The 26970-nt window shown below is 68.0% G+C and carries 25 protein-coding genes; 13 read left to right on the top strand and 12 right to left on the bottom strand.

Annotated elements, in window-relative coordinates; all coding sequences use genetic code 11:
• Positions 1 to 6 precede the first annotated feature (6 nt).
• On the top strand, positions 7 to 2238 hold the full coding sequence (katG, locus tag NA8_RS26710) for a catalase/peroxidase HPI (RefSeq protein WP_063053109.1): 2232 nt from the start codon (positions 7 to 9) through the stop codon (positions 2236 to 2238).
• A 79-nt stretch (positions 2239 to 2317) separates the two neighbouring features.
• On the opposite strand, the gene NA8_RS26715 is transcribed toward katG, so the two are convergent.
• Positions 2318 to 2983, bottom strand: coding sequence for a phosphate signaling complex PhoU family protein (locus NA8_RS26715; RefSeq protein ID WP_063053110.1), 666 nt, complete (start codon positions 2981 to 2983; stop codon positions 2318 to 2320).
• A 207-nt stretch (positions 2984 to 3190) separates the two neighbouring features.
• Positions 3191 to 3610 carry a DoxX family protein gene (locus tag NA8_RS26720; RefSeq protein ID WP_063053111.1) on the bottom strand — a complete coding sequence of 140 codons (420 nt, stop codon included), beginning with the start codon at positions 3608 to 3610 and terminating at the stop codon, positions 3191 to 3193.
• Positions 3611 to 3840: 230 nt separating this feature from the next.
• On the opposite strand from NA8_RS26720, the gene NA8_RS26725 reads away from it, so the two are divergent.
• Positions 3841 to 4833, top strand: coding sequence for an MBL fold metallo-hydrolase (locus NA8_RS26725; RefSeq protein WP_084467100.1), 993 nt, complete (start codon positions 3841 to 3843; stop codon positions 4831 to 4833).
• Between the two features lie 164 nt (positions 4834 to 4997).
• Here NA8_RS26725 and NA8_RS26730 read toward each other — a convergent pair whose 3' ends face one another.
• Positions 4998 to 5726 (bottom strand): hypothetical protein, encoded by a 729-nt coding sequence (locus NA8_RS26730; protein WP_063053113.1) that lies wholly within the window; start codon positions 5724 to 5726, stop codon positions 4998 to 5000.
• A gap of 131 nt (positions 5727 to 5857) precedes the next feature.
• On the opposite strand from NA8_RS26730, the gene NA8_RS26735 reads away from it, so the two are divergent.
• The 7 genes from NA8_RS26735 (at position 5858) to NA8_RS26765 (ending at position 10949) form a co-directional block, all read left to right on the top strand.
• A complete protein-coding gene (locus NA8_RS26735; protein WP_063053114.1) occupies positions 5858 to 6481 on the top strand; it encodes a TetR/AcrR family transcriptional regulator in 624 nt (207 codons plus the stop codon).
• 46 nt (positions 6482 to 6527) lie between these two features.
• Positions 6528 to 6857 carry a hypothetical protein gene (locus NA8_RS26740; RefSeq protein WP_063053115.1) on the top strand — a complete coding sequence of 110 codons (330 nt, stop codon included), beginning with the start codon at positions 6528 to 6530 and terminating at the stop codon, positions 6855 to 6857.
• Positions 6858 to 7037: 180 nt separating this feature from the next.
• Positions 7038 to 8060, top strand: coding sequence for an Acg family FMN-binding oxidoreductase (locus tag NA8_RS26745; RefSeq protein ID WP_063053116.1), 1023 nt, complete (start codon positions 7038 to 7040; stop codon positions 8058 to 8060).
• 44 nt (positions 8061 to 8104) lie between these two features.
• Entirely contained in the window at positions 8105 to 8761 is a 657-nt protein-coding gene (locus NA8_RS26750) for a DUF2267 domain-containing protein (protein WP_063053117.1), read from the top strand.
• Positions 8762 to 8920: 159 nt separating this feature from the next.
• On the top strand, positions 8921 to 9577 hold the full coding sequence (locus NA8_RS26755) for a response regulator (RefSeq protein WP_063053137.1): 657 nt from the start codon (positions 8921 to 8923) through the stop codon (positions 9575 to 9577).
• Positions 9578 to 9615: 38 nt separating this feature from the next.
• Positions 9616 to 9909 carry a sensor histidine kinase gene (locus NA8_RS34590; protein ID WP_063053118.1) on the top strand — a complete coding sequence of 98 codons (294 nt, stop codon included), beginning with the start codon at positions 9616 to 9618 and terminating at the stop codon, positions 9907 to 9909.
• 26 nt (positions 9910 to 9935) lie between these two features.
• Positions 9936 to 10949 (top strand): methyltransferase, encoded by a 1014-nt coding sequence (locus NA8_RS26765; protein WP_063053119.1) that lies wholly within the window; start codon positions 9936 to 9938, stop codon positions 10947 to 10949.
• Positions 10950 to 11928: 979 nt separating this feature from the next.
• Here the strand turns inward: NA8_RS26765 and NA8_RS26770 are convergent.
• A complete protein-coding gene (locus NA8_RS26770) occupies positions 11929 to 12456 on the bottom strand; it encodes a CAP family protein (protein WP_169810569.1) in 528 nt (175 codons plus the stop codon).
• A 1165-nt stretch (positions 12457 to 13621) separates the two neighbouring features.
• On the opposite strand from NA8_RS26770, the gene ligA reads away from it, so the two are divergent.
• Complete coding sequence (gene ligA, locus NA8_RS26775) at positions 13622 to 15613, top strand: NAD-dependent DNA ligase LigA (RefSeq protein WP_063053121.1); 1992 nt, start codon at positions 13622 to 13624, stop codon at positions 15611 to 15613.
• A 305-nt stretch (positions 15614 to 15918) separates the two neighbouring features.
• Here the strand turns inward: ligA and NA8_RS26785 are convergent, their stop codons facing one another.
• The gene (locus tag NA8_RS26785) at positions 15919 to 16824 is read right to left on the bottom strand and encodes an alpha/beta fold hydrolase (protein WP_063053123.1); all 906 of its coding nucleotides are present in this window, start codon (positions 16822 to 16824) and stop codon (positions 15919 to 15921) included.
• Positions 16825 to 16904: 80 nt separating this feature from the next.
• Between NA8_RS26785 and NA8_RS26790 the strand changes: the two genes are divergently transcribed.
• Positions 16905 to 17600 carry a TetR/AcrR family transcriptional regulator gene (locus NA8_RS26790; protein ID WP_218019515.1) on the top strand — a complete coding sequence of 232 codons (696 nt, stop codon included), beginning with the start codon at positions 16905 to 16907 and terminating at the stop codon, positions 17598 to 17600.
• 256 nt (positions 17601 to 17856) lie between these two features.
• On the opposite strand, the gene NA8_RS26795 is transcribed toward NA8_RS26790, so the two are convergent.
• The 7 genes from NA8_RS26795 to NA8_RS26825 form a co-directional block, all read right to left on the bottom strand.
• Positions 17857 to 19194, bottom strand: a complete 1338-nt coding sequence (locus NA8_RS26795) for a hypothetical protein (protein WP_063053124.1) — start codon at positions 19192 to 19194, stop codon at positions 17857 to 17859.
• Positions 19191 to 19574, bottom strand: a complete 384-nt coding sequence (locus NA8_RS26800) for a hypothetical protein (RefSeq protein WP_063053125.1) — start codon at positions 19572 to 19574, stop codon at positions 19191 to 19193. The genes NA8_RS26795 and NA8_RS26800 overlap by 4 nt, the downstream gene beginning before the upstream one ends.
• Complete coding sequence (locus NA8_RS26805) at positions 19574 to 19762, bottom strand: hypothetical protein (protein ID WP_063053126.1); 189 nt, start codon at positions 19760 to 19762, stop codon at positions 19574 to 19576. Before NA8_RS26805 ends, NA8_RS26800 begins: the two co-directional genes overlap by 1 nt.
• Positions 19759 to 21534 (bottom strand): hypothetical protein, encoded by a 1776-nt coding sequence (locus NA8_RS26810; protein ID WP_245664020.1) that lies wholly within the window; start codon positions 21532 to 21534, stop codon positions 19759 to 19761. Before NA8_RS26810 ends, NA8_RS26805 begins: the two co-directional genes overlap by 4 nt.
• 176 nt (positions 21535 to 21710) lie before the next feature.
• Positions 21711 to 22586: a lysophospholipid acyltransferase family protein gene (locus NA8_RS26815; protein WP_063053127.1), complete on the bottom strand. Its 876-nt coding sequence runs from the start codon at positions 22584 to 22586 to the stop codon at positions 21711 to 21713.
• 18 nt (positions 22587 to 22604) lie between these two features.
• Entirely contained in the window at positions 22605 to 23315 is a 711-nt protein-coding gene (locus tag NA8_RS26820) for a hypothetical protein (RefSeq protein WP_063053128.1), read from the bottom strand.
• On the bottom strand, positions 23315 to 23875 hold the full coding sequence (locus NA8_RS26825; RefSeq protein ID WP_063053129.1) for a hypothetical protein: 561 nt from the start codon (positions 23873 to 23875) through the stop codon (positions 23315 to 23317). The genes NA8_RS26820 and NA8_RS26825 overlap by 1 nt, the downstream gene beginning before the upstream one ends.
• 959 nt (positions 23876 to 24834) lie before the next feature.
• Between NA8_RS26825 and NA8_RS26830 the strand changes: the two genes are divergently transcribed.
• Positions 24835 to 25050: a hypothetical protein gene (locus tag NA8_RS26830; RefSeq protein WP_063053130.1), complete on the top strand. Its 216-nt coding sequence runs from the start codon at positions 24835 to 24837 to the stop codon at positions 25048 to 25050.
• Positions 25051 to 25506: 456 nt separating this feature from the next.
• Positions 25507 to 26970: non-ribosomal peptide synthetase (locus tag NA8_RS26835; protein WP_157106939.1), on the top strand; the 1464-nt coding region annotated here is incomplete at its 3' end.

A 26970-nucleotide genomic window follows, 5' to 3' on the forward strand; every position in this document is an offset into this window, starting at 1 on the left:
AATGCTGTGTCATCCGATAGCCGCCCGCCCAATCCTGACACCGAAACTCACAGCGCAAGCGAAAGTGAGAACCCGGCGATCCCGTCGCCCACCGCGAAGACGGATCATCGCCCCCACAGCAACAAGGACTGGTGGCCGGAGCAGATCGATGTCTCGGTGCTGCACGCCCATTCGTCCAAATCCAACCCCCTGGGTGAGGACTTCGACTACCCCGCGGAGTTCGCGAAACTCGACGTCGATGCCCTCAAGGCCGACGTCGCCGCGGTCCTGACCAATTCGCAGGACTGGTGGCCTGCCGACTACGGCAACTACGGCGGCCTGTTCATCCGGATGAGCTGGCACGCCGCGGGTACCTACCGCATCGCCGACGGCCGCGGCGGCGGCGGTCAGGGCGCGCAGCGCTTCGCGCCGCTCAACAGCTGGCCGGACAACGCCAATCTGGACAAGGCTCGCCGGCTGCTGTGGCCGGTCAAGCAGAAGTACGGCAACAAGATCTCCTGGGCCGACCTGCTCGTCTTCGCAGGTAACGTGGCCTTGGAGTCGATGGGCTTCCAGACCTTCGGTTTCGGCTTCGGCCGCCCGGACATCTGGGAGCCGGAAGAGGTCTTCTGGGGCCCGGAGGACACCTGGCTCGGCGACGAGCGCTACAGCGGCGACCGTGAACTCGCGGGCCCGCTCGGCGCGGTCCAGATGGGTCTGATCTACGTGAACCCGGAAGGCCCCAACGGTCAGCCCGATCCGGTGGCCGCCGCGCGGGACATCCGGGAGACGTTCGGCCGCATGGCGATGAACGACGAGGAGACCGCCGCGCTGATCGTCGGCGGCCACAGCTTCGGCAAGACCCACGGCGCCGGCGACGCCGGTCTGGTGGGCGCCGAGCCGGAAGGCGCCCCGATCGAGCAACAGGGCCTGGGCTGGAAGAGCGCCTACGGCACAGGCAAGGGCAAGGACGCCATCACCAGCGGCCTGGAGGTCGTCTGGACGTCCACCCCGACCCGGTGGGGGAACGGCTTCCTGCAGAACCTGTACGGCTACGAGTGGGAGCTGACCAAGAGCCCCGCCGGAGCCTGGCAGTGGAAGCCGAAGGACGGGGCGGGCGAGGGTGCCATCCCGGATCCGTTCGGCGGCCCCGCGCGTACCCCGACGATGCTGACCACGGACCTCGCGCTGCGGGAAGACCCGATCTACGGCGAGATCACCCGTCGCTGGCTGGAGCACCCCGAAGAGCTGGCCGAGGCGTTCGCCAAGGCGTGGTACAAGCTGCTGCACCGCGACATGGGACCGATCAGCCGCTACCTCGGGCCGTGGGTTCCCGAGCCGCAGCTGTGGCAGGATCCGGTTCCCGCCGTCGACCACGAGCTGATCGACGAGCAGGACATCGCGGCCCTGAAGAGCAAGGTCCTCGAGTCCGGCCTGTCGGTCGCGCAACTGGTCAAGACCGCCTGGGCGTCGGCAGCCAGCTACCGCAGCACCGACAAGCGCGGCGGCGCCAACGGTGCCCGGATTCGTCTCGAGCCGCAGAAGAACTGGGCGGTCAACGAGCCGGACGAGCTGGCCAAGGTACTCCCGGTGCTCGAGCAGATCCAGCAGGACTTCAACGGCTCCGCCTCCGGCGGCAAGAAGGTCTCGCTGGCCGACCTGATCATCCTGGCCGGGTCCGCGGCGATCGAGAAGGCCGCGAAGGACGCCGGGCACGACGTCACCGTGCCGTTCACGCCGGGGCGGACGGATGCGACCCAGGAGAGCACCGACGTCGAGTCGTTCGCGGTGCTGGAACCGCGGGCCGACGGGTTCCGCAACTACGTGCGGAGCGGCGAGAAGGCCCCGCTGGAGCATCTGTTGCTCGACCGGGCCTACATGCTGGACGTGACCGCTCCTGAGCTCACGGTGCTCATCGGCGGCCTGCGAGCCTTGGGCGCCAACTACGGCGGCACCGACCACGGTGTGTTCACCGACCGGCCGGGCGTGCTGACGAACGACTTCTTCGTCAACCTGCTCGACCAGGACACCGAGTGGAAGTCGTCCGAGTCGGCGGAGAACGTCTACGAAGGCTTCGACCGGTCCTCCGGTGCGGCCAAGTGGACGGCCACCGCCAACGACCTCATCTTCGGGTCGCACTCGGTGCTGCGGGCACTGGCCGAGGTGTACGCGCAGGACGACGCCGGGGCGAAGTTCGTGAACGACTTCGTCGCCGCGTGGGTCAAGGTGGTCGAGAACGATCGGTTCGACCTCGCCTGATCCGTCTGAGCGAATTCCGGGCCGGCCCTTCGGGGCCGGCCTGGATTCTTGTATCGCGATGGTCGCTTACCGCCCGGGTCTAGCTGGATTGCAGAGCCGGGTCGTCGGGCCGATGCCCGGTGGTCATGTACAGGGTGCGGCGGCCGACCTCGACGGCATGGTCGGCGAAGCGTTCGTAGTAGCGGCCCAGCAGGGTGACATCGACCGCAGCGGCGGTGCCGTTGTCCCAGCCCTCGGCGAGGATCGCAGCGAGCAGATCGCGGTGCAGATCGTCCATGGTGTCGTCGCGGGCGTCGAGATCCGCGGCGTCGCCGGGGTCGGCGGTGGTCAGTACGCCGACCGCGGCATCAGCGAGGTCGACCGCCGTCTCACCCATGTGACTCACCAGGTCGCGCACCGCTCCGGGGACGGCGTCGGCGGGATGCCTGCGCCTCGCGGTACGGGCGATGTGCTCGGTCAGGGTGCTCATCCGGGTGAGGTCGTCGACCAACTGCAACGCGGTCACCACCCGCCGCAGTTCACCCGCCACCGGCGCCTCGAGCGCCAGAAGCGTGACCGCGGCGTGTTCGGTGTCCTCGCGCATCGCCACGGTTTCGGCGCAGTAGTCGATGGTGCGCTCGGCCAGCTCCAGATCCGCGCCGAGCAGAGCGTCGGTCGCCATCGCGATGGCTTCACGATTGCGCGCGCACATCACTCGCAGTCGACCGGCGAGCTGCGCGAGGTGATCGTGATAGCGGGTGCGCACTACTCCATCATCGCGCGGATCCCTGCCGTGCGCCGCAGGTCGCGGCGTCAGTCCGGTACAGGTCTCTCCCCTGCCCTGGCGCACGTTCACGAGGTCGCTCGGAAACGCTCGGCGGACAAGCCCACGGCGCAGCGCCGTACGTTCGGCACGCCGCCGTGAGTCAGCCATCCTCGCCAACCGGCGAACAGGGTGTGCCGCGAGACCCGCTCAGCGCTGCACGCGGCCTGCTCGTTGCACCTTCCGGGCGGCGAGCACCAACGGGACTTGCAGCGGAAGTCGCACCAGGGCAACCGCTTTCACGGGCGCCGGGATCCGGTCGTTGCGCAGCCAGTCGACCGTCATCTGAATGTTGGCCGGAAACACCGCCAGGAACAACCAGGCCGCCCATCGCCCACCCCACCGCCGCGTTCGCGGCGTGACGAGCGCGGCGGCCACGACGAGTTCGGCGACACCGGAGCCGTGGGTGTACAGGCGGGGCCGGCCGGGCAGCTGTGCGGGGATCACCGAATCGAATGGTTGTGGCGCTAGGAAGTGCAGTATCCCCACGCCGAACAGGAGCGCGGCCAGTCGCCGCGCCGTCGATGCCGCGGCGCGTTCGCTCGCGTCGGCCTGTTCCACTGATGCCATCCACCTCTCCCCTTTCGGCAACCACACGGCACGCCCGTATAGAAATATAGAATCAATAGTAACTTATTACCTGCCGACTCTAGCGTCGCGAGTGCCATAGGTCGACACAACAACGAGTCTCCCGAGCAATAGACCGCACTACCCTGCCGTACGAACAATCGCGAACCACTAGACCATAGATAAGAACACGAATTCACATAGTGCGGTGCGCGAGTAGGCTGTCGTCGGACATGTCGCTGCCGGTCGGGCGGGAAGGGGCGGGTGTGGGATTGCCATCAACCGGACCGTTGACAGCGCGCACCGGCGCCGCCGGAACGTGGTGGTCGTGTTGCGCCGCGGGGATGTCGATGCCGTGGCGGACGGTGTTCCCCCGCCGCCCCGACGCGGAGTTGCTGGGCTCGATCACGAACGCGGGACTGCCCCCGGCACGGGCCACAGTTCGTTTGACCGCGCTCGTCCATGGTGTGCGGCCCGCCCAGGCTTACGGGGTGATAGAAGGAGCGCTGCGGCCGCCCACGGTAGCGATCGCGATGACCAGTTTCCTCGTCGAACATCCGGAAGCTCGTTTCCTGGTCGATCCGGCGATGTGCGCCGACGCGCATACCCGGGTCCTGCCGCGGCTGCGCCGCCCATATCGCGGACTCGTCGCGCCGAGGAAACCCTTTGTCGGACTGGGCGATTCGCTGGCGATGTCGGCCATCCCCGTCGACGCGGTCGACTTCGCGATCGCGACGCATATTCACTGGGACCACGTGGCGGGACTGCTCGATCTTCCGGCGTCACTCGCGCTGCGGGCCACCACGGCCGAACTGGCGTGGGCGACGAACCCTGCGACGGCCCCGATCGGAGTCGCCGAGTCGCTCGGCTCACGACCGACACCGTCCTTCGACCTCGACGGACCTCCGGTTCTGACCTTTCCCCGCAGCCACGATTTCTTCGGCGACGGCTCGGTCCTGGCGGTGGATCTCTCCGGACACACCCCGGGCAGCATCGGGCTCGTTCTCGCCGTACGAGGCGGTGGGACCGTACTGCTGGCCGGTGACGCCGTCTGGCGCCGCGAGCAGATCGCACTGCTGCGCGAAAGGCCTCCGCTGCCGGGTCTTCTCGTCGACCATGATCGATCCGCCGCCTTCGCCGCCATCCACCGCCTCTACCGCCTGCCCGCCGGCATCGAAGTCATTCCCGCACACGACTACGCGGCAGCGAAAAGATGGGCGCCGTAACGGGATCACCGGCAGCGAAAGAAGAGGAACCTGACTTCTCCATCGCGGAGATGGGTGATGATCGCGCCGAGCATCAGCAGGATCCAGCAGACGGCGATCGGTCGCGCACAAGACACCACCGGTCCGGCGCCTGTGACACCCCATGACGATTCTCAGGACCTCGGTCATCTCCTGAAGCGGTTGGCGAGGGCGGGAAGCTTGGAGGCGGCCAGCAGGGCACGGAACTGCCAACTGCCGTCGCCGGGCAGGATCCCGGCGCGTTGCGTGACATCGAAAGCGTCGTAGAGGGTTTCGCCTTCTTCCATCAGGCCGTCCCGGTTGAAGTGATAGCGGTCCACGGCCGGGCACTGGATGAAATGGCCGTCGCCGTGGAGCGCGGGCGCGCTGTCGTCGTACGGATACAGTCGCAGCGGGCCGTCCCAATGGCCGCTGCCGATGTACCGGATGACGGTGCGCACCCGGCCCTCCGGCGTCACGTCGAGGTACACCTGGCCGGGCACCGGGTCGTATCGCCAATCCGGGATGGCGTCGAAGAAGGCGAAGTTGTACTTCACGAACTCGTCGATGCCGACGATCGTGCGTCCGAACGTGGTCACGTCGGTGTAGCGGACGTCGGCGGTGTAGAGCTCGTGGTTGAGGCTCATGTCCCGGACCAGGAAGCTCCACCAGTACTTCTTCGCCCAGTCGAGCAGCCAGCTCAGATCGATGCCGAGCTTCCCGTAGTAGGCCAGCTTGCGCTCGAACTCGCCGAACCACTCCTCGGTCGTGGCCTGTAGCTCCGACTCCGGGACAGCCCGGATCGGCACCGCCCGGTTCGTGCTGAGGAACTCCGGCACCGGTTTCGACAATCGGGGACGACGCAGGGCTTGCTGAAACTGTTCGTCGCTGAACATGGGCAACCTTTCACCGCGGCCCGCCGCAGGGCGCGCGAGGCGGCACGCCCGCCTAACATGAATCAGATGATTCATGTTGAATCGGTTGATGTCAACAGGGTGGCGCGGCATCCCGATGCGAGGATGAGCGGGTGAATGCCCCCAAGCTCTGGCGAGGCCAGACGCTGCGAGACCGATCCGGCGATCGCCGCGAACAACTCTTGGACGTCGGGTTCGAACTGCTCGGTACGGCGGGAGCGAGCGCGGTCACCATGCGGGCGGTGACGCGTCAGGCGAACCTGAGCCCGCGCTACTTCTACGAAAGCTTCGACAGCCGCGAGACACTGATCCGGGCGGTCTACGACCGTGTCGAAGCGGCCCTGCGGGAGCGGGTCGCCGCCCTGGAGCCCGCTACCGATCCGCGCGCCGCCGTCCGATCCGCGCTGCGCATCTGCGCGGACTTCTTCGAACAGGACCCCCGCCGCGCCCGCGTACTCCTGCGCGAGCCTCTCGCCGAGGATGACCTGCGTTTACATGTCACCCTCCGGACGCCCGCGGTCGTGCGGGCCTTCGCTCCCGTTCTCGGCACCGCCGCCGTCGGCCTGTTCGCCAGCAGCGACGAGACGCTCGCCGCCATCGGCACCGCCCTGGCCGGCGCCCTCACCGCGGTCTACGTGGACTGGGTCGACGGCAGGCTGCCGATGGACCGCGACCGGCTCGTGGACGCCGCGGGCGACATCGTCGTCGCGCTGCTGAGCATCGCCTTCGAACTCTGATCCGGGACCTCCGATATTCTCGGCCCCACTGACACCCAGGAGAGACATGGTCACGGGAATCCGTTCCACGACACACACGCTCGCCAGGTTCGCCGCGGGCGCCCTGCTCGTCAACGCCGTCCCGCATACGGTCAAAGGCCTGAGCGGAGAACGGTTCCCCACTCCCTTCGCGAACCCGCCCGGCGTCGGCCTCTCCTCCCCGACCGAGAACATAGCGTGGGGGGCCGTCAATCTCGTGGTGGGCAGCGCACTACTGCGCGGAGGCCCTCGAACGACAGGCGAGAAGATAGCGGCGGCGGCCGGTGGCGCGCTGATGGCAGTCGGTATCTCCTACTACTTCGGAACCCTCCCGAATCGCCGCGCCGCCGCTCGCTGAGGTCGGCCGCGGCCACGCCCCACATCGGGACGTTCGCCCCCCGCTTACGGCACTCACAGCGGCCGAGGACGCGGTGGGGCCGTGGTTCGTTCCGGCGCCGGACGCGAAGGGGACCAAGGACCCTGCGTCCCGGGCGGAACGCCCGTAGTCTCCCGCGGCGATTACGCGAAGACTCGAAGCATGACCGCGAACGACGAAGCACCCGCCCTCCCGGTACCCGATCATCGGGTGATGCTGGCTGCGCTGCGGCTCGCCACCCGTGCGCCGTCGGTGCACAACACCCAACCATGGCGCTGGATCTTCGACGGCACGCGCCTGCACCTCTACACCGACGCCGACCGACTACTGCCCTCGACCGATCCGCACGGACGCCAACTGGTCATCAGCTGCGGAGCCGTCCTGCATCACGCGCGAACCGCCTTCGCCGACCAGGGCTGGCACACTTACACGACGCGCGTACCCGACCGGCAGCGACCCGACCACCTGGCGGTGATCGAATTCCAGCCGTGGGCCGACCCACCCGAGGGAATCCACAGCCGAGCACTCGCCATCGACCGGCGACGCACCGACCGGCTGCCGATGGCCGAACCCGACGGCTTCGCCGACATCCTCCCCCGGCTGCGGATGCTCACTTCCCCGCACGAGGTGGAACTCAGCGTCTTGGACGACAGCGCCCGGCCCCGGCTGGCCGCCGCCTCCGAACAGGTCGGTGCGCTACGCAAGCACGACTTGCTGTATCAGACCGAACTGGAATGGTGGACAGGGCATTCCGAGAACCCGGAGGGCGTGCCCGCCGCCGCGCTGGTGTCCGACGCGGAATTCGCTCGGGTCGGAGTCGGCCGCGCGTTCCCCCCGGCTCCGCATTCGATGCGACGAGCCCGGCAGGAGGATCGCGCGCGACTGGTGGTGCTCGGCACCGAAGGCGATTCGGTGACGCAGTGGCTGCGCACCGGGGAGGCGTTGTCCGCCGTGCTGCTGGAGTGCACCGCCGCGGGGCTGGCGACCTGCGCGCTGACCCACATCACCGAACTGCCGACAACCCGAGGACTGCTCGGCGGTCTGGTCCCGCGCCCGGCCACCCCGCAGGTGCTGATCCGCGTCGGATCCGCACCCGACGACACGGAGATGATCGCGCCGACCCCGCGCCGACCGGTCACCGACACCTTCACCGTCACCGGCTCGCATCGGCCCCGTGAGATCTAGATGGCGGCATCCGGTTACCAGGTTCACTCGTGAAAGGCACCCCCATGAGCTACCACCGTGACCCCCTCGCACCCGCGGTTCACACCGCACACGAATGGCTGCGCACTCTCGCCGACGGACTCGCCACCGAAGACCGGCCCTTCGCGCACCGCGCCTTGCGAGCCTGGCTGCACACCGTCCGTGACCGCATCGGTGTCAACGCCTCCGCGCACCTGAGCGCCCAGCTGCCCGAACTCCTGCGCGGAATCTTCTACGAGGGCTGGGTTCCCGCGCACGTCCCCGTTTCGCACGACGTACCATCGTTCGTCGATCAGTTCGCACGGGAAGCGGGCGTCTCCCGGGACGAGGCCTACGCACTCGCGGGCGCGGTGACCGACGCGCTGGCCGACTTGTTCTCTCCCGGACAGCTCGATCACGTCTTCGCCTGGCTGCCGGAGGACCTGCGGGCGGTACTGCGCGGAACCGATCTGGCGGGCACCTTGCCGGACAAGACCGCGGTCCGGCAAGCGGAATCGCCTCGTCTCGATGAACTGGACACCCGCCTACGGGCACTCACCGACGCGGTGGCGGTGCTCGCGCGCAGCCTCGAAGCGGCTTCTGGTGGCGAAGCAGGCGATTCCGATCAGCTCTCCGCCGCCCGGCAAGCCCACCGGATCCTGATCGCCGAAGGACTCGCCCGCTCCGACGCACCCACGCGATGACCCGATCCCCTGTGGGGGCCGGCTTCCTGCGCGTCGCGCCCAGCCGCGCCGCCCATTTCGCAGCGCCTATTCGTCCGGGAAAGGGACTTTGGTCAGTACCGCGCCTTCCACCCCATGCGTAGTGTCGACCACACACCTGCTCCCGGATTGGACACCATCATGATCACGGTGTTTCTGGTCGACGACCACGAGATCGTCCGTCGCGGCCTCGCCGACCTGCTCTCCGACGACCCGGAACTGTCGGTGATCGGCGAAGCGGGCGACGTCGCCCAGGCGCTCGCCCGCATCCCCGCACTCCGGCCGGACATCGCCGTGCTCGACGTGCGCCTGCCCGACGGCAACGGCATCGAGCTGTGCCGCGATCTGCTGTCCAAACTCGATGATCTGCGCTGCCTGATCCTCACCTCGTTCACCGACGAACAGGCCATGCTGGACGCGATCCTGGCCGGGGCCAGCGGTTATGTGGTCAAGGACATCAAGGGCATGGAGCTGGCCAAAGCCATCAAGGAAGTCGGTGCGGGGCGCTCCCTACTGGACAACCGCGCCGCCGCCGCCCTCATGCAACGATTACGCGCCAACACCGACCACGACGGTCCCCTGGCCGGACTAACCGAGCAGGAACGCAAACTCCTCGACCTCCTCGGCGAAGGACTGACCAACCGTCAAATCGCGCAGCGCATGTTCCTCGCCGAGAAAACGGTGAAGAACTACGTCTCCCGGCTGCTCGCCAAACTGGGGCTGGAACGGCGCACCCAGGCCGCGGTCTACGCCTCCAAGCTCCGCTCCCGTTCGTCCGGCTCCACCATCGACTTCTGACCGTTCGTTTCCGCCACGGGGTGAAATATCCTGGAGCGATGGCGAGCAGCGCGCTGACGGCGTTCCAGGCGCGGCGCAGCCCACCGATTTCGCGTCGGCAGTCGGTCGCGATCGAGATCACGGTGGCCGACGACCTGACCGTCGTCATCGAGGACGACGGTTGCGCTGTGCCCACCGATGTCGCGCCGAGCGGACTGACGAATCCTGCTCGGCGCGCCGAGCAGGCGGCCGGAACTATCACCGTCGCGGCCCGGCGCGGGCCCGGATGGCAGCACAGCGGGCACCCGGTTGTGCTGGAGAGTGCCGCTGCGCTGAACATTGGAGTCCGGTAAGGGCGTGCTGTCGAACGAGGAGGGTCATGGCCGAGGATCAGACGGACTGGGGTGGTGCGCTGTGGGCGGCCGCCGACCTGGTGACCCCGATGGCCATCCGGGTGGCGGCGACGCTACGGCTGGCCGACCACATCGCCGCAGGCACGTCGACGACCCAGGCGCTGACCTCGGTGGTGGACGCGGACCGGGACGCGCTGGGACGCCTCTTGGACCACCTGGTGTCCGCCGGGGTGTTGTCGCGTGTGGATCCCGGTACCTACGGCCTGACGGCGTTGGGTGAGCGCCTGCGTGACGATCATCCGGAAGGAGTGCGACGCTGGATCGATCTGGAAGGCGCCGTCGGGCGCGCCGATCTGTGCTTCGTGCAGCTGTTGCACACCGTTCGCACCGGTGAACCCGCGTTCCCACGTCAGTTCGGCCGTACGTTCTGGGACGATTTGTCCGCCGACCCCGGCCTGGGGGCGTCTTTCGACGCTCTGATGGGAGCCCGGCTGGTCGAGGACGCGCCCGCGGTGGCTGAGGCCTACCCCTGGGGCGCCCTGGGTCACGTCATCGACGTGGGTGGCGGCGACGCCAGCCTGCTCATCGCCCTCCTTCGCGCCCACGGCGCATTGCGCGGGACGGTGATCGACCTGCCCGGCCCGGTGGCCCGCGCGGATCGGGCCATCGCCTCCGCCGGACTGGCCCATCGGGCCGACGCACAGGTCGGCAGCTTCTTCGATCCCCTCCCCGCCGGAGCGGGCGGCTATCTGCTCTCCGGTGTCCTGCACGACTGGGACGACGAGGCTGCTGTCCGCATCTTGCGGCGATGCGCCGACGCGGCCTCGGAGACGGGAAGGGTGCTCGTCGTCGACCACATCGGCCATGCCGAGGGCGGCCCACCGGACACCGAGGGAGATCTCCGGATGCTCTGCTACGTCCGCGGCCGGGAACGCACCCTCGATCAAGTGAACGCGCTGGCCGAGTCGGCCCGCCTACACGTCGGCTCGGTCGTCTCGGCGGGTTCTCGGTCGATCATCGAGTTGCGTCCTTCTCGCTGAGCCGCCACCGAGCGGGTGCACCCGACGCAGCTCGCGACTCCCGATGGTGTTCGCACCGGATACGATCGAACCGCTCGGCGCAGATCCCTCCCCAGGTGGACTGCGCCGCGCAGGTGGGGTCCGATGACCGGGCTTCAGGGCGCTAGGTCCGGGGTGTCGAACAGGTGCGTGTCCCAGATGCGGCGTGAGCGTTCCTCGGGATAGGCCCCGGTGGTCGGCTCGTCGTCGTACACACGAGTGGTCCGAATGTCCGGGTCATAGGGGACCATCCGGGATGGCCTGTGGTCGCGAAGCTCAACTATCGCCGGGGCGGTTCGAACCCCGTCGGCCATGGGCTGTTGTGGATGCTGGCGGGCGGAACACCCGCAGGGCATGTAAATGGCCCATACGCCGGCCGATGCGGTGCAAAGCTTTCTGCATACCCGCGGCGACCGGCCGATCATGGTGGGTATAGGAGATGAAGGCGTCGTAATCAAACGACTGCCCGCCCTCGCCCGCCCTCCGCGCCGCAGCCCCCGAAGCCTGAGCACACACGGGCTACCACCACGCTCTCCAGGTCGAGATCCGAACTCGATCACATCTGAGGCCGGCCTACGTGGACACATCTCGCGAGTAGTCCACTACTCAAAATCGCAGAACGTTTGCTAGCTCCTGCCGCTGGGCTCCGTCTACAGGCGGGCCGGTGATCGCACCTACCGTTTGGTGGCGGGATATCGTCATCGGGGAGCCGACTAGGCTGGCTGCGTCGCACGAAGGCCATCCCGCCAGACACGTGCCACAGGGTATCGCGTACCACGAATAGCGCACGTTCGAATAATGCGTCTCCGCCACTCACGATCTGAGCCGCAACCACCTGCAACGGGAGCGCCGCCTGCTCGGGTTCCAAATCGAGTCCACAGACAGCCTCCACCAGCCTCACCGCAAGCGCGTCGAGAAAAGTCACGCTACGGCCGAGAGGATCGCCGTGGACAGGCCCGGCTCAGCGCGGGCGCGCCACGTTCTGGGGGAACTGCCCCTCCACGTTGCCGGGTGGGTTGTAGAGACCGACGACGACAGTCCAGCCGCCCTCCGAGGCGTACCCGATACCGAGTCGAGTGCTGGCCTTCCACACCAATTGCGTGAAATGACCCGTTGACATGCTGAACCCGGGGTTGTCGAAGTCGTAGTTCTCGATCTCGTCGTACCACATCTGCGTGCCCATCTGGACAAAGGAGACAGCGTCCCAGCTGCCCTGTCCCCCGACGAGGTTTTCCCCTACCCCGTTCTTGTAAGGGCAGCTGTGATCGATCGCGCGCTTTTGGGCGTAGTACTGCGCGCATTTCTGGGCCTGGGTGTTCAGGTTCTGGGTCAAGGTCATGGCCGGGGAACCGTGCTTGGCCCGGTACTTGTTGTGCAGGGTGAGCCCGGTCTGCGCGTAGTCGCTCTGTCCGGCGGCGGGGCCGCCGCCGGTGACGAGCGCGGCGAGCATCACCGCGGCAATAACCGATACCAATCGACCGACACGCACGACGACCTCCCGAGGCAGAGCAGGACACAACAGAAGCGAACCACGCACACCCTGGAACCCCCACAGGCCGTGAGCGTTTCGGACCAGGTGAGCATACTCGGGCTCGCTGCACTGCTCCTCGAATCCCCCCGCATGCGCTCGGCCCCTGATGGAGGTAGCCACTTCCCGGGGCTCGAGGAACATCGGCCCAAAGAAGTACCGGCAGCAGCCCATCTGTACTCGAGAGCCTGAGTCGCCTGAGTCGCGCCGACGCTACCGCAGGTAGTCTCGCGACCACACCGGGGCCCGCGCGCCGCAATCAGCTGGACGATCCACGTCGCACCGCCCCGCCGACGCGTCCGGGACCTCACGTTTCGCGCTTCCCATCAGGCTGCCCACCCGCCCGCCGACCAGTGGCCTGCCGCATACCCACAGCCCTGATCGGCCATCCAGGCCACAGCCTGCTACGTCGCCGTGGCCAGCGGCCACCGACACCCGCAACGCCGCTGCCGGCGGCGCCACAAGCACTGCCGTCGCCGCCCGAGCCCATCAGGCTCACCATCAACGACGCCGCGCCGGCCGACTGCCTGCGCAACGCTGCCTGGCTACGCTCGGTGCCGACCACCGCTCGCGACTGGAATCTACGCTGGCGCAACAATACTCGGCGCATCATCGACGAAATCGTCACCCACGGCGGCGTCTTCGGCCAACCTACCCGGCGACCTTCCGGTCACATTGCGCTGCGACGACCTAGCCGACCCCGTCGGAGTACGGGTCTGGGCGCAGACCGGGCCTGACGACGCCCTCGCGATGCTCGGGCCGAGTCCATGAACTGTCCGGCGTGTGCGGGTCGCCTGTCTGCGAGCGGGGCTTCGGCCCCGACGGCTACAGCAGCAGTGCTGCAGCAACACCGCGAACGCGCCGCCCATGTCAGTTGAACCCTTCGCGTGCCAGCGTCCAACGGCACCACCCGATCCACCTCACCAGGGCCAGGCGCACGCACCGAACCGGACACAGCATCCAGGTAGAACGCCGCGGGGAGCGCTTCGCCGGTACTCGGCCATCTCGTCGCGGTGGACGAACTCTGCGGACATGACCTGGGTGGTCGCGTCGTGGATGGCGCGGTCACCGAACTCGGTCAGCCGATTCACCTGCGTGTCGGTGGGTGTCGGTAGCGTCGGGTGCTGTGGAAACTGGGGAACGTATCCGGGTGCTCGCGGACCGCATCGTGGCGCTGCGCGACGCTTACTATCAGGGCTCGCCGCTGGTCGCGGACGCCGAGTACGACGCGATCGAGAACGAACTGCGTGGCCTGATCGAGGCGCATCCCAACCTGACGCCCGACCCGAATCCGCTGGAGCAGGTCGGCGCGCCCGCAGTGCTGCACGCCCCGGTCCGGCACTCGCGTCCGATGCTGTCACTGGAGAAAGCGACCAAGCCCGAACAAGTCGCGGCGTTCTTCGACCGCTTCCCCGGCCAGCCGGTGGTGGTGATGCCGAAGCTCGACGGCTTGTCGCTGGCCGTGGTCTTCGAAGACGGACGGCTGGCGCGTGCCGTGACCCGGGGTGATGGCACCACCGGCGACGATGTGACCGTACTAGTGCGCGCGTTGGTCGACGGCGTCCCCGAGCGGATCGAGCTCACGGGGCGGGTGGAGGTGCGCGGCGAAGCGGTGATGCTGCGTTCGACCTTCCTCGCCTACAACACCGCGCACCCGGACAAGCCGCTGATCAATCCGCGCAACGCCGCGGCGGGCACGCTTCGGGCGAAGGACCCGGCAACTGTCGCCGAGCGTCGCCTGCGGTTCTTCGGTTTCGACTTGGACACCCCGGCCGACTCCGCCGCGCTCGACCTGCGGGAGGGCCTGGCGGCACTGGGGATCACAGGCGCGGACATGCGCCACTGCGCCGACGCCGAGCAAGCTCAGGCCGCGATCACCGCGATCGAGCAAGGTCGCAACGAATTGGACTACGACCTCGACGGCGCGGTACTGCGGCTGGCCGACCGCGACGCCTACGCCGCGGCCGGGACCCGGTCGAACTCCCCTCGTGGCGCGCTGGCGTTCAAGTTCGCCGCCGAGGAGAAGACCACGGTGCTGACCGAGGTGGTCTGGGACGTCGGCAAGACGGGCAAGATCGTGCCGGTCGCCTGGCTGGAGCCGGTGTTCGTGGGCGGCACTACGGTCACGAAGGCGACGCTGGCCAACCAAGAGGTGATCCGCGCCCGCGACATCAAAGTCGGTGACACCGTGCTGGTGCGCCGCGCAGGCGACGTGATCCCGTTCGTGGCGGGCGTGCTCGACGCCTCCCGGCGCACCGGCGAGGAACGCGAGATCGTGCCGCCGACCACCTGCCCCTCGTGCGGGCAGCCGGTGACCGAGCAGGGCAACAGCCGAGAATTGTTCTGCACCAACGTCTCCTGCCCCGCGCAGACGGTGCGCAGGCTGATCCACTGGGCGTCGCGGGCGGCGGCGGACATCGACGCAATCGGGCAGGTGTGGATCGAACGCCTGGCCGAGGCGGGCATCCTGGAGCACCCGTCGGACTTCTACACGCTGACGAAGGAGCGCCTGCTCGAGTTCGACCGCATCGGCGAGGTCTCGGCCGCGCGCATGATCGACTCGATCGATGCCAGCCGCCGAGTCGGCCTGCGCCGCGCACTGATCGGCCTGGCGATACCGATGGCCTCCGACGGCACCGCCGCTCGACTGGCCCGAGCGGGATTCGGCTCTCTCGAGCAGGTCGCCGACGCGGGCGAGGAACGGCTCCTGGCGGTGGAGGACATCGGACCGAAAGTCGCCGCCTCCCTGGTCACGCACCTCACTCGCCTGCGTCCGGAACTGGAACGCCTGCGATCCGCGGGCGTCTGCCTGGACGTGCGCGAGGAAGACCTTCCCCCGGTCATCGCGGCCGGCGCGCCACTGGAAGGAAAGACGGTGGTGATCACCGGCGCTATCAGCGACCCGCGCTCCGGCGAGAAGGTCGCCCGCCCCACATTCCAACGCCTGTGTGAGAAAGCGGGCGCGACGGCAGCGTCCTCGGTCTCGGCCAACACCGACCTTCTCATCACCGGCGCGGGAGTCGGTGACAGCAAGCTGGCCAAGGCGCAGAAGCTCGGCGTCGAGATCGTCGACCAGAGCGAGATCTGGAACCTGCTGATCACTGCCGAGATCATCTAGACCTCGGGCATGTTCGGTGGCCGGGCACGCACCAGCTTTCACTACCTGCCGGAGCCGCTGGAAGACCCAGTCTTCAAGCTATTGGCCGACCCGGAAGGCAGCGCGCAGATTCGCCACTGCCCTCGAGGGTTACGGAACGATCGGCCACTGCGGCGTGATAGGACACAACCGGCGTCGGCTGGTTCGGGTCGGCATGCGCGGTGATCGTTCCGACACGATGACGGTGGCCGCGAGTGCCGCCAGGAATGTGGATCGGCGCAGTTTCATCTGTACTTCCTCGTCGAAGTTGTCTGCGCGAGAGCTGATCACGCATTGGTGTCCGCGAGTTCGCGGACTGCGGCGGCGAGTGGTTTCCATGCGTGTTCGGGTAGGTCGTGTCCGACTCGGGGAAGTAGGAGCAGCCGAGAGCCGGGAATCCGGGAGGCGATGGCATGAGCGGCGTTGGTTTTGATCAGCGGATCGTCTTCTCCGTGCACGACCAGGGTCGGTCGAGCGATGTCGGTGATCGCCGGCCCGCTCCATTGGGCCCCTATCTGCCGGCTCTGTGCCTCCTGGTCGTGAATTCCACTGTCCGGGTTGTGTTCCAATCGTGTGCGCACGGTCGCTTCGTCGAATTCGTGTCTGGGAGAGGCGAGTAGTTTCGCCACCGTAACGCCCGCCTCGATCGCGCCCGCTCGAGTGTCGGGAAACTTGACCTGAGCGAATTTCGCGAGCGTGCCCAGCCGGATGTAGCGGAGTGTGCGCAGTCCGGTGACATCCCCCGGGACGGCATGGACCGATGTGAGGGTGCGTACGCGGGTGGGGTGTCGAAGGGCGACCCGCTGGGCGACCGCGCCGCCGAGGGAGACGCCGAGCACATGTGCCGAGCTCCAGCCCAGTTCGTCGAGCACCGCCGCGCCGTCGTCCGCCATTTCTTCGGCGGTGTATGCCGCGCCGCGTCGGGTCAGCAGCGCGGTGATCGGGTTCCGCACAGCTGTCGGTGGCAGACTGGTCGATTCGCCGCCGTCGCGTTGGTCGTATCGCGCTACGGTGAAACCGTATTCGGCCAATTGCGCACAGAACCCGTCGGGTATCCAGTGCCTGTTTGCGCCCAGCCCCGTGGCGATAAGCAATGGGTCTGCGCCTGCGTGTGGCATGAACTCGTCGAACGCGAGGCGTACCGCTCCGTTGTGCGCCCATCGTCGCGGTCCCCATGTTGCGTCGGGTGACATCTCGAACCTCCTAAACTGTGATCATCGAACGCAGTTTAGGATAGGGCGTGACAGGCATCGGCGATAGAGGGGTACGGGGAGTGACGCAGTCCGCGAGGGTGACCCCGACCGTGTGGGAACGCACGGAAGGCAGGCGCGGCCCAGCCGCGTCGCACAGCCGGGACGACCTCACAGCCGCCGCGATCGAACTGGCCGACCAGGGCGGTTTGGCCGCTGTCTCCACTCGCCGGATCGCCCAGAAGCTCGGGGTGAGCCAGTCGGCGCTGTACCGCTACGTGTCCGGTCGTGATGAGGTGCTCGACCTCATGGTCGATTTCGCTGCCGGGCAGATCGATCTCGGCGTAGCGCCGAGTGGTGCGGTGATCGACGACCTCATCGCCTTGGCAGTCCGCGCCAAGACTGTCCACGTCGGCTACCCGTGGCTGCTCGACATCCCGGTCGAGCCGTTGCGGGTCGGACCGCACGCGATCGCCTACCTCGAGTACGCGCTACGGGCCATGGCGAACATCGACGTGCCAGAACCGGTGAAATTGCAGGCAATCGCTGTGCTGAACGCGCTCGTCCAACAGTTCGCTCGCGCCGAGGTCGGTGACAGGACCGTAGATCGGTCGCGTCGTATCTCCCAGGCGGCCTATCTCCACAAGACCGCCAAGCAAGGCGACCACCGGTTTCTCGCGGCAGCGCTCGAGGCATCGAACCGCGACGCAGAACCACCACGTGACATGTTCGAACTCGTGCTGCGCCGAGTCCTCGAGGGCTTGCTAAGACCGGATTGAACGCGGCGCCCCACCGGGCGTGCGCCCGCTCGCCTCGACTATTCCGGGGGACGGCGATCTTTGGACCGGCAAATCGTGAATTACGACGCCCCTTTCAACTGACGCCCGTCTCCCGCACGAGGTAGTCGAGCCCGTCGGGAAAGCAGCGACCTGACAGTGGCGCTGGAGAATCCGCCAAGTAGCCCCCGTCAGCACGCTTCCACATGGGCCATGTCGTCGAAATCGCCAACGGCCCGCTCTACCTCACCAGCCGCGGCTAAGGCCGAAAAAGAAGGTAGAGACCGGTGAAGGTAAAACCCACCATGACCAGCATCAGAGTCAGTTGACCGGTGACTCGGTGGGCCGGCGGCAGCAGCCGTAGGCAACGGTCGTGCGCGGCGGCTACGCCGAGGATGTGGCCGATCACCACGGCCAGCACCTTGATCGTCCCGAGCACCGCGGGATGAGTGGACAGGATGTAGGCGACGTCACGGTCGGCGAGGCCTACGAAGTTCCATCCTCGTCCGAACGGATCCGCGAACAAAAGCACCGTCGCCTGGCCCTTCTCGACCAGGAACGTGAGGTAGTGGGCTACCAGATAGCCCGCGACGATCGGGGTCAGGCTGTGTGCGAGGCGAACCGGAAGCAGTTTCCGCTCGGCTGCGGAGAGGCCGCCGGTAGCGCGGGACGCGGTCCGGAACGCCACACCGACGACAAGGATGAAGCCCAGCAGCCCCGCCGTCTTCAAGAGGGTCGGCAGGACATCGGATCCGCTGCCACCGGCGTCGGCCAGCAGCCCGCGCCAGGCAGGAAATGTGGTGAAGCTGTCGAACGCGGTCGAGCCGAGCAGAGTGGCGGCTACGGCCACCCCACCGATCCGCACCGGAGTGCCCGCCAGGTTGTCCAACGGCGATCGCAGGACGATTGCATCGGTGTCGCGTCGTCCGACCGGGCTCAGCCTGCCCACCAGACTGCTGTACACCTCCAGCGGATCGGCGTGCTCGGCCCACGCGGTGCCGCACACGATCAGTCCCATCGCGCTTACGAGGAGGTACGCCAGGAACCACGTGGTCACGGCGCTCACCGACCCGGGTTCCGGGTAGGCCAGTTCGAGCCACACGAAGGAGAACAAACCCAGCACCGCGGGCCACTGTCCCCAAGAATCGGGATAATGCACCAGACCGTCGGTGGGCTGGCGCCCCCACACCAGGCAGACGGCGCGATGCACCGCACGCACTGGGGACAAAACCTTCCACACGGGTCCGGCGACCAGCGAGGCGACCATGACACCGATCCACAGGAAGACGTAGACGACACCGGGGACGGGATTGCGTGCCGGGTCGGAAGGTCCGAACAGGCCGATCGCGACGACGGCGGTGGTGACGGCCACGCTCACCATCGAGATCACGACACGAACCGCCCTCGAGTCCACGACCGCTCGCACTACCGACGGCAGCGCGACCCCCGGCGACCGGGAATCGAGCCGGGGTTCGCGCCAAGCGAGCATCAGCACCGCGAACGAGAAGGTCAAGGCCCAGGCGGCTCCGACGAGCGCGTACGACAACGGGATCGGCAGGTCGGTGGCGCCGCCGATGCCGTGGGCGAGAACTGTCATCCGCGCACGAGCAGCGTCGCCACCGTGCGCCGGGCGTGGTGCAGTTCGATCTCCACCCGCCCTGGCACATCCACGATGAAGCGAAACCGCTGACCGGCACCAGGGGCGATCGCGAAGGTGTGCTCGGGCGTGGCATGGACGTGCAGTTCGTCGTCGGTGTCGCTGTCGACCACGATCTCGATCGATCGTCCCACCCTGGTCTCCAGTCGGACGTCGGCCGGGCTCACCGAGCCGGCCGCGATCCGCACGGCGACGACGAGACTGTCCGAGTCGCCGGCCACCGTGGCCGTCTGCGTGGCGGCGGGATCCGACGAGGCGCAGCCTGCCGCGAGCAGACCACCCACGAGGACGAGCACGCCCCAATGCCGCACGAATGCCATCACTCCTCCTTCTCCCCGCCGTGCTCGGACGGCGAACCGGACGCTCGGTCGCGCTCTTCGGCGCGACGATCTCGCACGGCGACGAGCACTACGACGGCGACGACGAGCAGGGCGGGCAAGAAGGCGGGTATCGCGAGCAGGATCGAATGATCGGCCAGCACGTCGACGCTGTCGGAACCACGGGTCATCGCGAAACCGCCGGCTCCGGCACGGCCGTTCGGCTCGTGCGCGGATACCGGTCGTTGATCCGCGCCGCGCCCCAGGACAGGGCCCCGACGAGGATGAGGCTGCACGCCAGCACGACGAGCGACGCCGCGGCGAACAGCCAGGAGGGGTAGTCGAACGACCGCTCCCGCTGGAGCACGGAGATCTCCCCGATGAACGGCCGGGTGAACGAGGCGAGCGCGGGCACCTCCTCGACGCCGATGCCGGGGTCGGCAGCCATGAAGATGGGGGCCGCGGTCAAGACCCGCCCGTCCTGCATCCGCAGGACGGTCTTCCACGACCCATGAGCCGGAACAGGTTCGGTCGAGACGTAGTGCCCGGCTTCCACTCGCTGCAGGTGGTCGACGACCAGCCCACGGCCGGGACTGTCCGAGCCGATCCCGCCCTGCCAGGCGAGGATCTGCATCCATTCGGGATCGGAACCGACGAGATCGGCGGGCGTGACGCGGACGTCCGCGAGCACCATCCTTCCGTCCGTGTCCGATCCGGCGTCGCGCAGTGTGACCGTGGCGGTGGCCTGTTCCGGTACGTCGATCAGCAACCCGTTGGCGGTCGCGGCCGCCACGATCAGGACCGCGGCGATCATCAACCCACGTCGCACCGGCGGACGTGGCAGGGGCTCGCCCCGCAAGGTCATCGCCAGCAGCGCGCCGACGACACCGCCCGCGATGCCGATGGGCACTGCCATCGCCAGCAGTTCCGGCCACATGGCGGTCGGCCACGGATTGACGAACATCGCACCGACCCAGAGCGATTCGAGCCACAGCCCAATGGTCGCGATTCCCAGGCCGCAGATCGCGCCCCACCAGATCGGCCGCCGGGTCAGCGGTAGCAGGGCGAGCAGTTCCACCACGACCGCGCAGCCCAGATAGAGCGGGAAGACATTGCGTGGCGCGTCGATGATCGGGCCGCCGACCAGCACGGCCACCACGGTCCGCACCAGCGCGGCGAAGCCGACCACCACCAGCGTGCTGAACGGGCCCAGGCTCGCGCGCGCGGCGACCAGGGAGATGGCCGCCGCAGCGGCGATGAGCATCGGTTGCAGCACGAGCCGGAACTGCTGTACGCCGAAGTCGAATTCCACCTGGAACACCGACAGTCCGATGAGCAGACCGCCGAAGGCGAACGACCGCAGCAGCCACATCAACCGGCCGTCGGCTCGGTCGGGGTCGGGCCTGCTGTGCCTGCCCTCGAATTCGAGCAGCAATACACCGACCAGCGACAAACCCGCGCCGCCGATGAGCATCAGATGCGTCGGCCCCCACAACGTGACGTCCTGCCCGAAGATTCGATGCCAGATGTCGTCGAGGGGAAAGCCGATCAAGGCGTAGAGACCGGCGCCCGCGATCAGGATGCCGCCGACGGGCGCGTACCAGGTACGGGTGATGCGGACCGCCGCGGCCCCGGGCTTTTCGTCCAAGGGCAGCACGATCGCCGACATCCCGGCGGTGAACAAGAAGAACAATCCCGCCAGGATGAAGTAGTGCGCCGGATTCGCCAGCGGCCCGTTGTCGCGGCCGTTGCCCACGTGCAGACTGACATCCCAGATGAAGCCCAGCAAGGCGGTCAGAATCGTCGCGAGGAACATCGCGAGCGGAAGGGCGACCCAGCCGGGGCGGTTGAGCAGTCGGCCGAGCCGGTCGGCGACTCGCTGAAGCCAGCTGATCCGGCTGGTCCGGTGCAGATACCCGACCCACAGCAGGGCCAAGGCCACAACTCCGGCGGCGCCGGTCATGATCGCTACTTGGTCCAGCGCCGCTCCGCCGCCCTCGGCGCCGGGTGCGGCGAACCATCCGACCTGTTCATGCGCGATGTCGCGCACTGGAGACCTCCATCACACGAAGGAATATATGTTACGAACGGTACCATAAAACGCATCGTCGGTGGCCGCGAATGCACAGTCGGATCCGGTCAGCCGACGATCGGCAGGTTGCGTTCCGAGTCCAGCCTGGTCAGCGCCTCTTGCATGATCCCGGTGACGTGCTGGTAGGCCGCCTTCAGATCGAGCTCGGGCCCCGACACCGCCCGGAGATCGATCGGGTCCAGGAACTCGACGGTGATCTTGCTGGGCAACGGCAGATGCCCGGCGAGGTCACCGACGTCGAGCCCCCACGGAAGAGCGATCGAAATGGGGAACACCTTCAGCCGCAGCATGCGGTCCAGCCGCAACAGGCGCGCGATCCGGTCCCCGCGGGTGAGTACCAACTGGGTCTGCTGCGCACCGATGTTCACCACCGGCACGATCGGAACCCGCTCGTTCCACGCCAGGCGGAGAAATCCGGTGCGGCCGGCGAAGTCGACGCGGTCCTCCTCCCAGGTCGGGCGGTGCACCTCCCAGTCACCCCCCGGGTAGACCAGCACGGCGGCGCCGTCGCGCAGCGCCTGCTCGGCGTTGCCCGGGTCGGCGTTCACCGTGCCGAAGCGACGCAGCAACGAGCCGATCACCGGGTAGGCCATCACCATGTCGTGGGCGAGCTGGAAAAAGGGCCGGTGCGGGCCGAAGCGCCGGACGAAGGCCAGGGTCGTCACCAGCACCTCGGGCGAGACGTTCCCACCGGAGTGGTTGCTCACCAGCAACACCGGCCCTTGCTCGGGAATCCGCTCCAGGCCGCGCACCTCCGCGCGGAAGTAGAGGCGCACCAAGAGCCAGCCGAGGCCCATGGTGTCCGCGATGAACTTCGGGTCACGGTCGGAGGGGTCCGCGGTGGGCACCCGCGCTTTCACTTGCCGGGCGACCCAGTTCGTCGCGTGATCGACCGTTCCGCCGGCCAGTCGGAAGACACTCATGGGCAACGACTTCCGGGACTAGCCGCCGATCGAGAGCAGCTGATCGAAGAACGCCCGGTACCCGCGCAGTGCCTGCCGCAGCCCCTCGGTGTCGGACGTGTCGCCGCGCCGCTCGTCCAGTTCGCGTTTGCGCTGCTGGTAGGTGGCGGTGATGTGGTCGATGATGTTGCTGAGCAGCGCGTCCGCACGGGCGACGGCGTCGCTCGGATTGTCGACGAAGGTGACCTGAGCCTCCCGCCACTGGGTGCGCAGGCGATCCAGGTCGGCGTCGGCGAACAGCGGCGCGGTCTGGCCTTCGGCCGCGGGGGCGGCGGTCGGCGTGACGCCCGAGCCGGTCCCCGAGTCTCGTGCAGCGGCTTGTTCGGCCGTCCCGATGCTGCCGCGCTCGGCATCGTCGCCGAACTCGGCGTGTTCGGCATCGGTGGCGTGCTGTCCTGCCGAAGCATTCCCGCGGACCGACTCCGCTTCCTGGGCGACGGGACCGGGCCGATTCGGCTCGGACGCGACGGCGGTGGTCCGTGCGCGTCCGGCCTCGTCGATCAGATCGGGGTTCGCCGCCTGCTCGGCATCGGGCCGCGTTGCCGCGGATTCGCCCACCGTGCCTGCTTCATGCCGCCGCTCGGCCTCGCCGGACCTGTCGTACTGCGACTCGGCGCGGGTTCCCCCCGTTGTCGCCGACTCCCCTTCCGTTTCAACGCTGTACGGCCGCCGTTCGGACTCGGTACTCATTATTTCACGTCCTTCTTCCCCTGGCCGGTCACTCCGACCAGGTCCTCGAACAGTTCCCGGTAGTGCACGATGGCCGTGCGACGATCCTCGGTGGACACCGCGGCGCCCGCGGGTCGAGTCGCGATATCGTGCGCGGCGCGATAATGGCCCAGTGGCTCGGCGTGCTCCACGGAGAGATCCGCCAGCTGCTGCTCGTAGTTCTCCGTGGGGTAGCCGCGCTCAGACATGATCGTGGTGACGAGGCGGTCGGCTTCGGTCAGCGCCCCGGCGGGGTCGTCGATGAATCGTTCCTGCACCTCTACCCAGCGGGTGGAATAGACCCGTTTCTCGTCGTCCGAAAGGTCGCGTAACCGCAATTGCGAGTGCCTGCGTTCGCGCTCGGCGAGTTCCCGCTCGGCGGTCTTGCGGTCCTCGCGTTCCTGGACCGTCCGGTCGTATTCCGGGCCGAACCGGCGCCGTAGTCGCTGCCTGCGCAGCGCAGGCCACACCAGAAAGGCGATAATGGCCACGACGACGACAATGGCGATGACGACAATGATTGCCCATTCTCCAGCCGACATCCGAACCTCCTTGTCGAGCTTGTCCGCTGGGGTAATGCCTCCTCGCCGTGGTTCCAAACACATGTTCGTCACGGGGATTCGACGGACGTGGCAGGGGTCGCGGGTGACGCGCTGACCGTCCTGCCAGATCCAATGGTGTCGATGGCGGTGATGGCGCCGGGGGCGGCCGCGGCGCCGGGGACACCGACTCGGCGCTGGTGCGCGACCCACGGATCCGGGCGGGCGGCTGCACCGGCTCGCGGTGGGCTCGTCGCGGCCGCCGCGGCGCGGCCGCGTGCCCATCCCGGTCTTCGCCGAGATGTCGAGCGTCAACTCGGTGTTCGTGTGTGCGCCGCCGGCTCGTGGACGGGGCCATCACGCAGAACCGAGGACCCGGTCCGCGTGGGTTCCGAGCCGCACGCCCGGCGATCGCCGGGCGTGCGGCCGTCCGAAGTCATGGCCGCTCGTCGGGCGTCATGCCCACGCCTGCTGCGGTCTCCGAGGACAGCGGCGGGAAGCATCCACGTCACCGGCGCGGCCGCCGTATTCGCCGCGCGCCGCGGGACGATACAGCCCGGCTCCGGTCCTCGGCCGACCGACTGGAGGCCAGCAGCGAACCCATTTCGGCACGCCGGGCCGACAGTCGCTTTCGGACGTCCCGGTCGCCTCGATCGAGGAGATTCCGCTTCCGCGCTTCCGGGCTTATGACCGACGGGTGGTGCTGGTCGCTGGTCGATAGCGAAGGGCGCGTCATCATGGGGATCGATCCCGACTTCCCCACAGCATCCGAGACGAGCCGGATGTACCGACCAGGCGCGGCGGTGCCGATCGAGGCGACGGCCTGGTCGCTGTATCCGCTGGGACAGCGATAGCGGCGGCCACCCGCGCAGCGGGAGCGCGCAGGGCCGGTGGACGACGTGTGGTGCGCCCCGATGAATGGGGTCGTGCGACGCGCGGGAGTTCGCCGAATACTCGTGCCCATGAAGGCGATCACCACGAGCCTCCTCGTGACGGCCACACTCCTCGCTCCGCTGGCGACCGCGTCCGCCGCGCCGCCCGAACAGCAGGCGCCCATCGCGGAGACCGGGTCGGCCTCGACCGGATCCGCCACCCAGGCGCTGTGCCGATTACTGCGCATGCTGCGCGCCGGGTACGTCGACAGTTCCGGCGGCGGCCCCGCTTGCACATTCCCCTGATGCCCCGGACGGCAACCGGTCTGGACGCTGCCGAGGGATCGCCGCGTCCGGGACACGACCGCCGACCCGGCTATTCGCCATGGATGTCACCGACATCGCTTGTCGCGCCGGGCCTTCTCGAGAGAGCAAGCTGACGGGTGCCCGCGCCGCCGAGGCAGGGGCACGCGGGCAGGAGAGCAAGCCGGCCGAGGGTCGCGGGGAGCGGCGACACTGGACTGGAGCCGCTGGTCGGCGAAAGATGTGAGACGCAGCATAATTCGCCCGGCGCTGCCGTATGCCGTGCCGTAGGCAGGTCACCGGCTGTGTACTGTCCGGGCGGGGGCAGGCACTCTGGACTTCTCGCGAGAGGACTACCAGTGTGTCTGCGACACCATTGCGAGCAAGTAGCGAGGTTGTGGGTCGGATCGAGGGTGTTCGGTGTGAGAGCCGGCGCCACCTGAAGGAGAAAGTACGGGAATGAAGATGGATCGCCGTTCTGCGCGTGGAATTCGCCGTCGCCGCTCCGGCGCTCTCCTCTTCGGGCAACTGCTCACCGCCGCGGTCGAATCAGCCGCTGACACGGTGGCGATCCGGTTCTCTCCGACCGGCGATCCCGCCGATACCGTGCAGCTGACCTACCGGCAGCTCGACGAATCGTCGTCTCGGCTGGCGCGGGAGTTGATCGACCGAGGACTGGGCCCCGGCGACGTGGTGGCCATCGGCATACGGCGCTCCCTCGAGTCGGTGCTGTCGGTGTGGGCGATCGCCAAGACGGGCGCCGCCTACGTGCCGATCGATCCCACCTATCCGCCCGAGCGGATCGCCTACATGGTGTCCGATTCCGGAGCAGCGCTCGGCCTGACCACTTCCGCCTATCGAGAAGCGCTCGGCACTTCTCTCCCGTGGATCGAACTCGACGATCCGCAAGACCAGGAGCGAATCGGGCGGTGGCCCGCGCACCCCGTCTCGTACACCGATCGGGTTCGGCTGCTCACCGAGCAGCATCCCGCCTATGTCATCTTCACCTCCGGTTCGACCGGCCGACCCAAGGGTGTCGTGGTCACCCACTCCGGATTGGGCGCGATGGTGGCGTCCGAACGCGAGCGCTACGACGTCACGGAAGGCTCGCGGGTGATGCACATCTGCTCGCCGAACTTCGACGTGTCGGTGCTGGAACTGCTGCTCGCCTTCGCCACCGGATCGACCCTGGTCATCGCGCCGCCGACGGTGTTCGGCGGGTTCGAACTCGCCGATCTGCTTCGGCGCGAACGCGTCACACACATGCTCATCACTCCCGGCGCGCTGGAATCGGTCGACCCCGCGGGTCTGGCGGACCTGCGCGTGGTCATGGTCATCGGCGACAGGTTCGGCCCCCACCTGGTGAATCGGTGGACCGGTGACGGCCGCGCGATGATCAACGGCTACGGCCCCACCGAGGCGACGGTCATCGCGACCAGCAGCGCGCCGCTCGTGCCGGGTGAGACGATCACCATCGGCAGCGCGATTCCCGGATTCGGCCTGTTCGTGCTGGATTCCCGCTTGCGCCCGGCCCCGGCCGGAGTGATCGGCGAGCTCTATCTGTCGGGTCCCGCGCTGGCGCAGGGCTATCTCAACCGGCCGGGCCTGACCGCGGAGCGATTCGTGGCCAACCCGTTCGGCGGTGAGGCCGGTAGTCCTGGGTCGCGCATGTACCGAACCGGCGATCTGGCCCGCCGTCTGACTTCGGGTGGCATCGAGGTCCTGGGACGTTCCGACTTCCAGGTGAAAGTTCGTGGCTTCCGCGTCGAACTGGGCGAGATCGATGACGCGCTGAGCCGCCATCCGGATGTCGAGTTCGCGGTGACCTTGGGCAAACGGCAACCGAACGGTACGACCATGTTGGTGTCCTACGTGCTGCCCGAAGCGGCGACGGTCGACGCGGCGGGCATCGCGATCGACTTC

It is taken from the genome of Nocardia arthritidis NBRC 100137 (assembly GCF_001612765.1).
GTDB lineage: Bacteria > Actinomycetota > Actinomycetes > Mycobacteriales > Mycobacteriaceae > Nocardia > Nocardia arthritidis.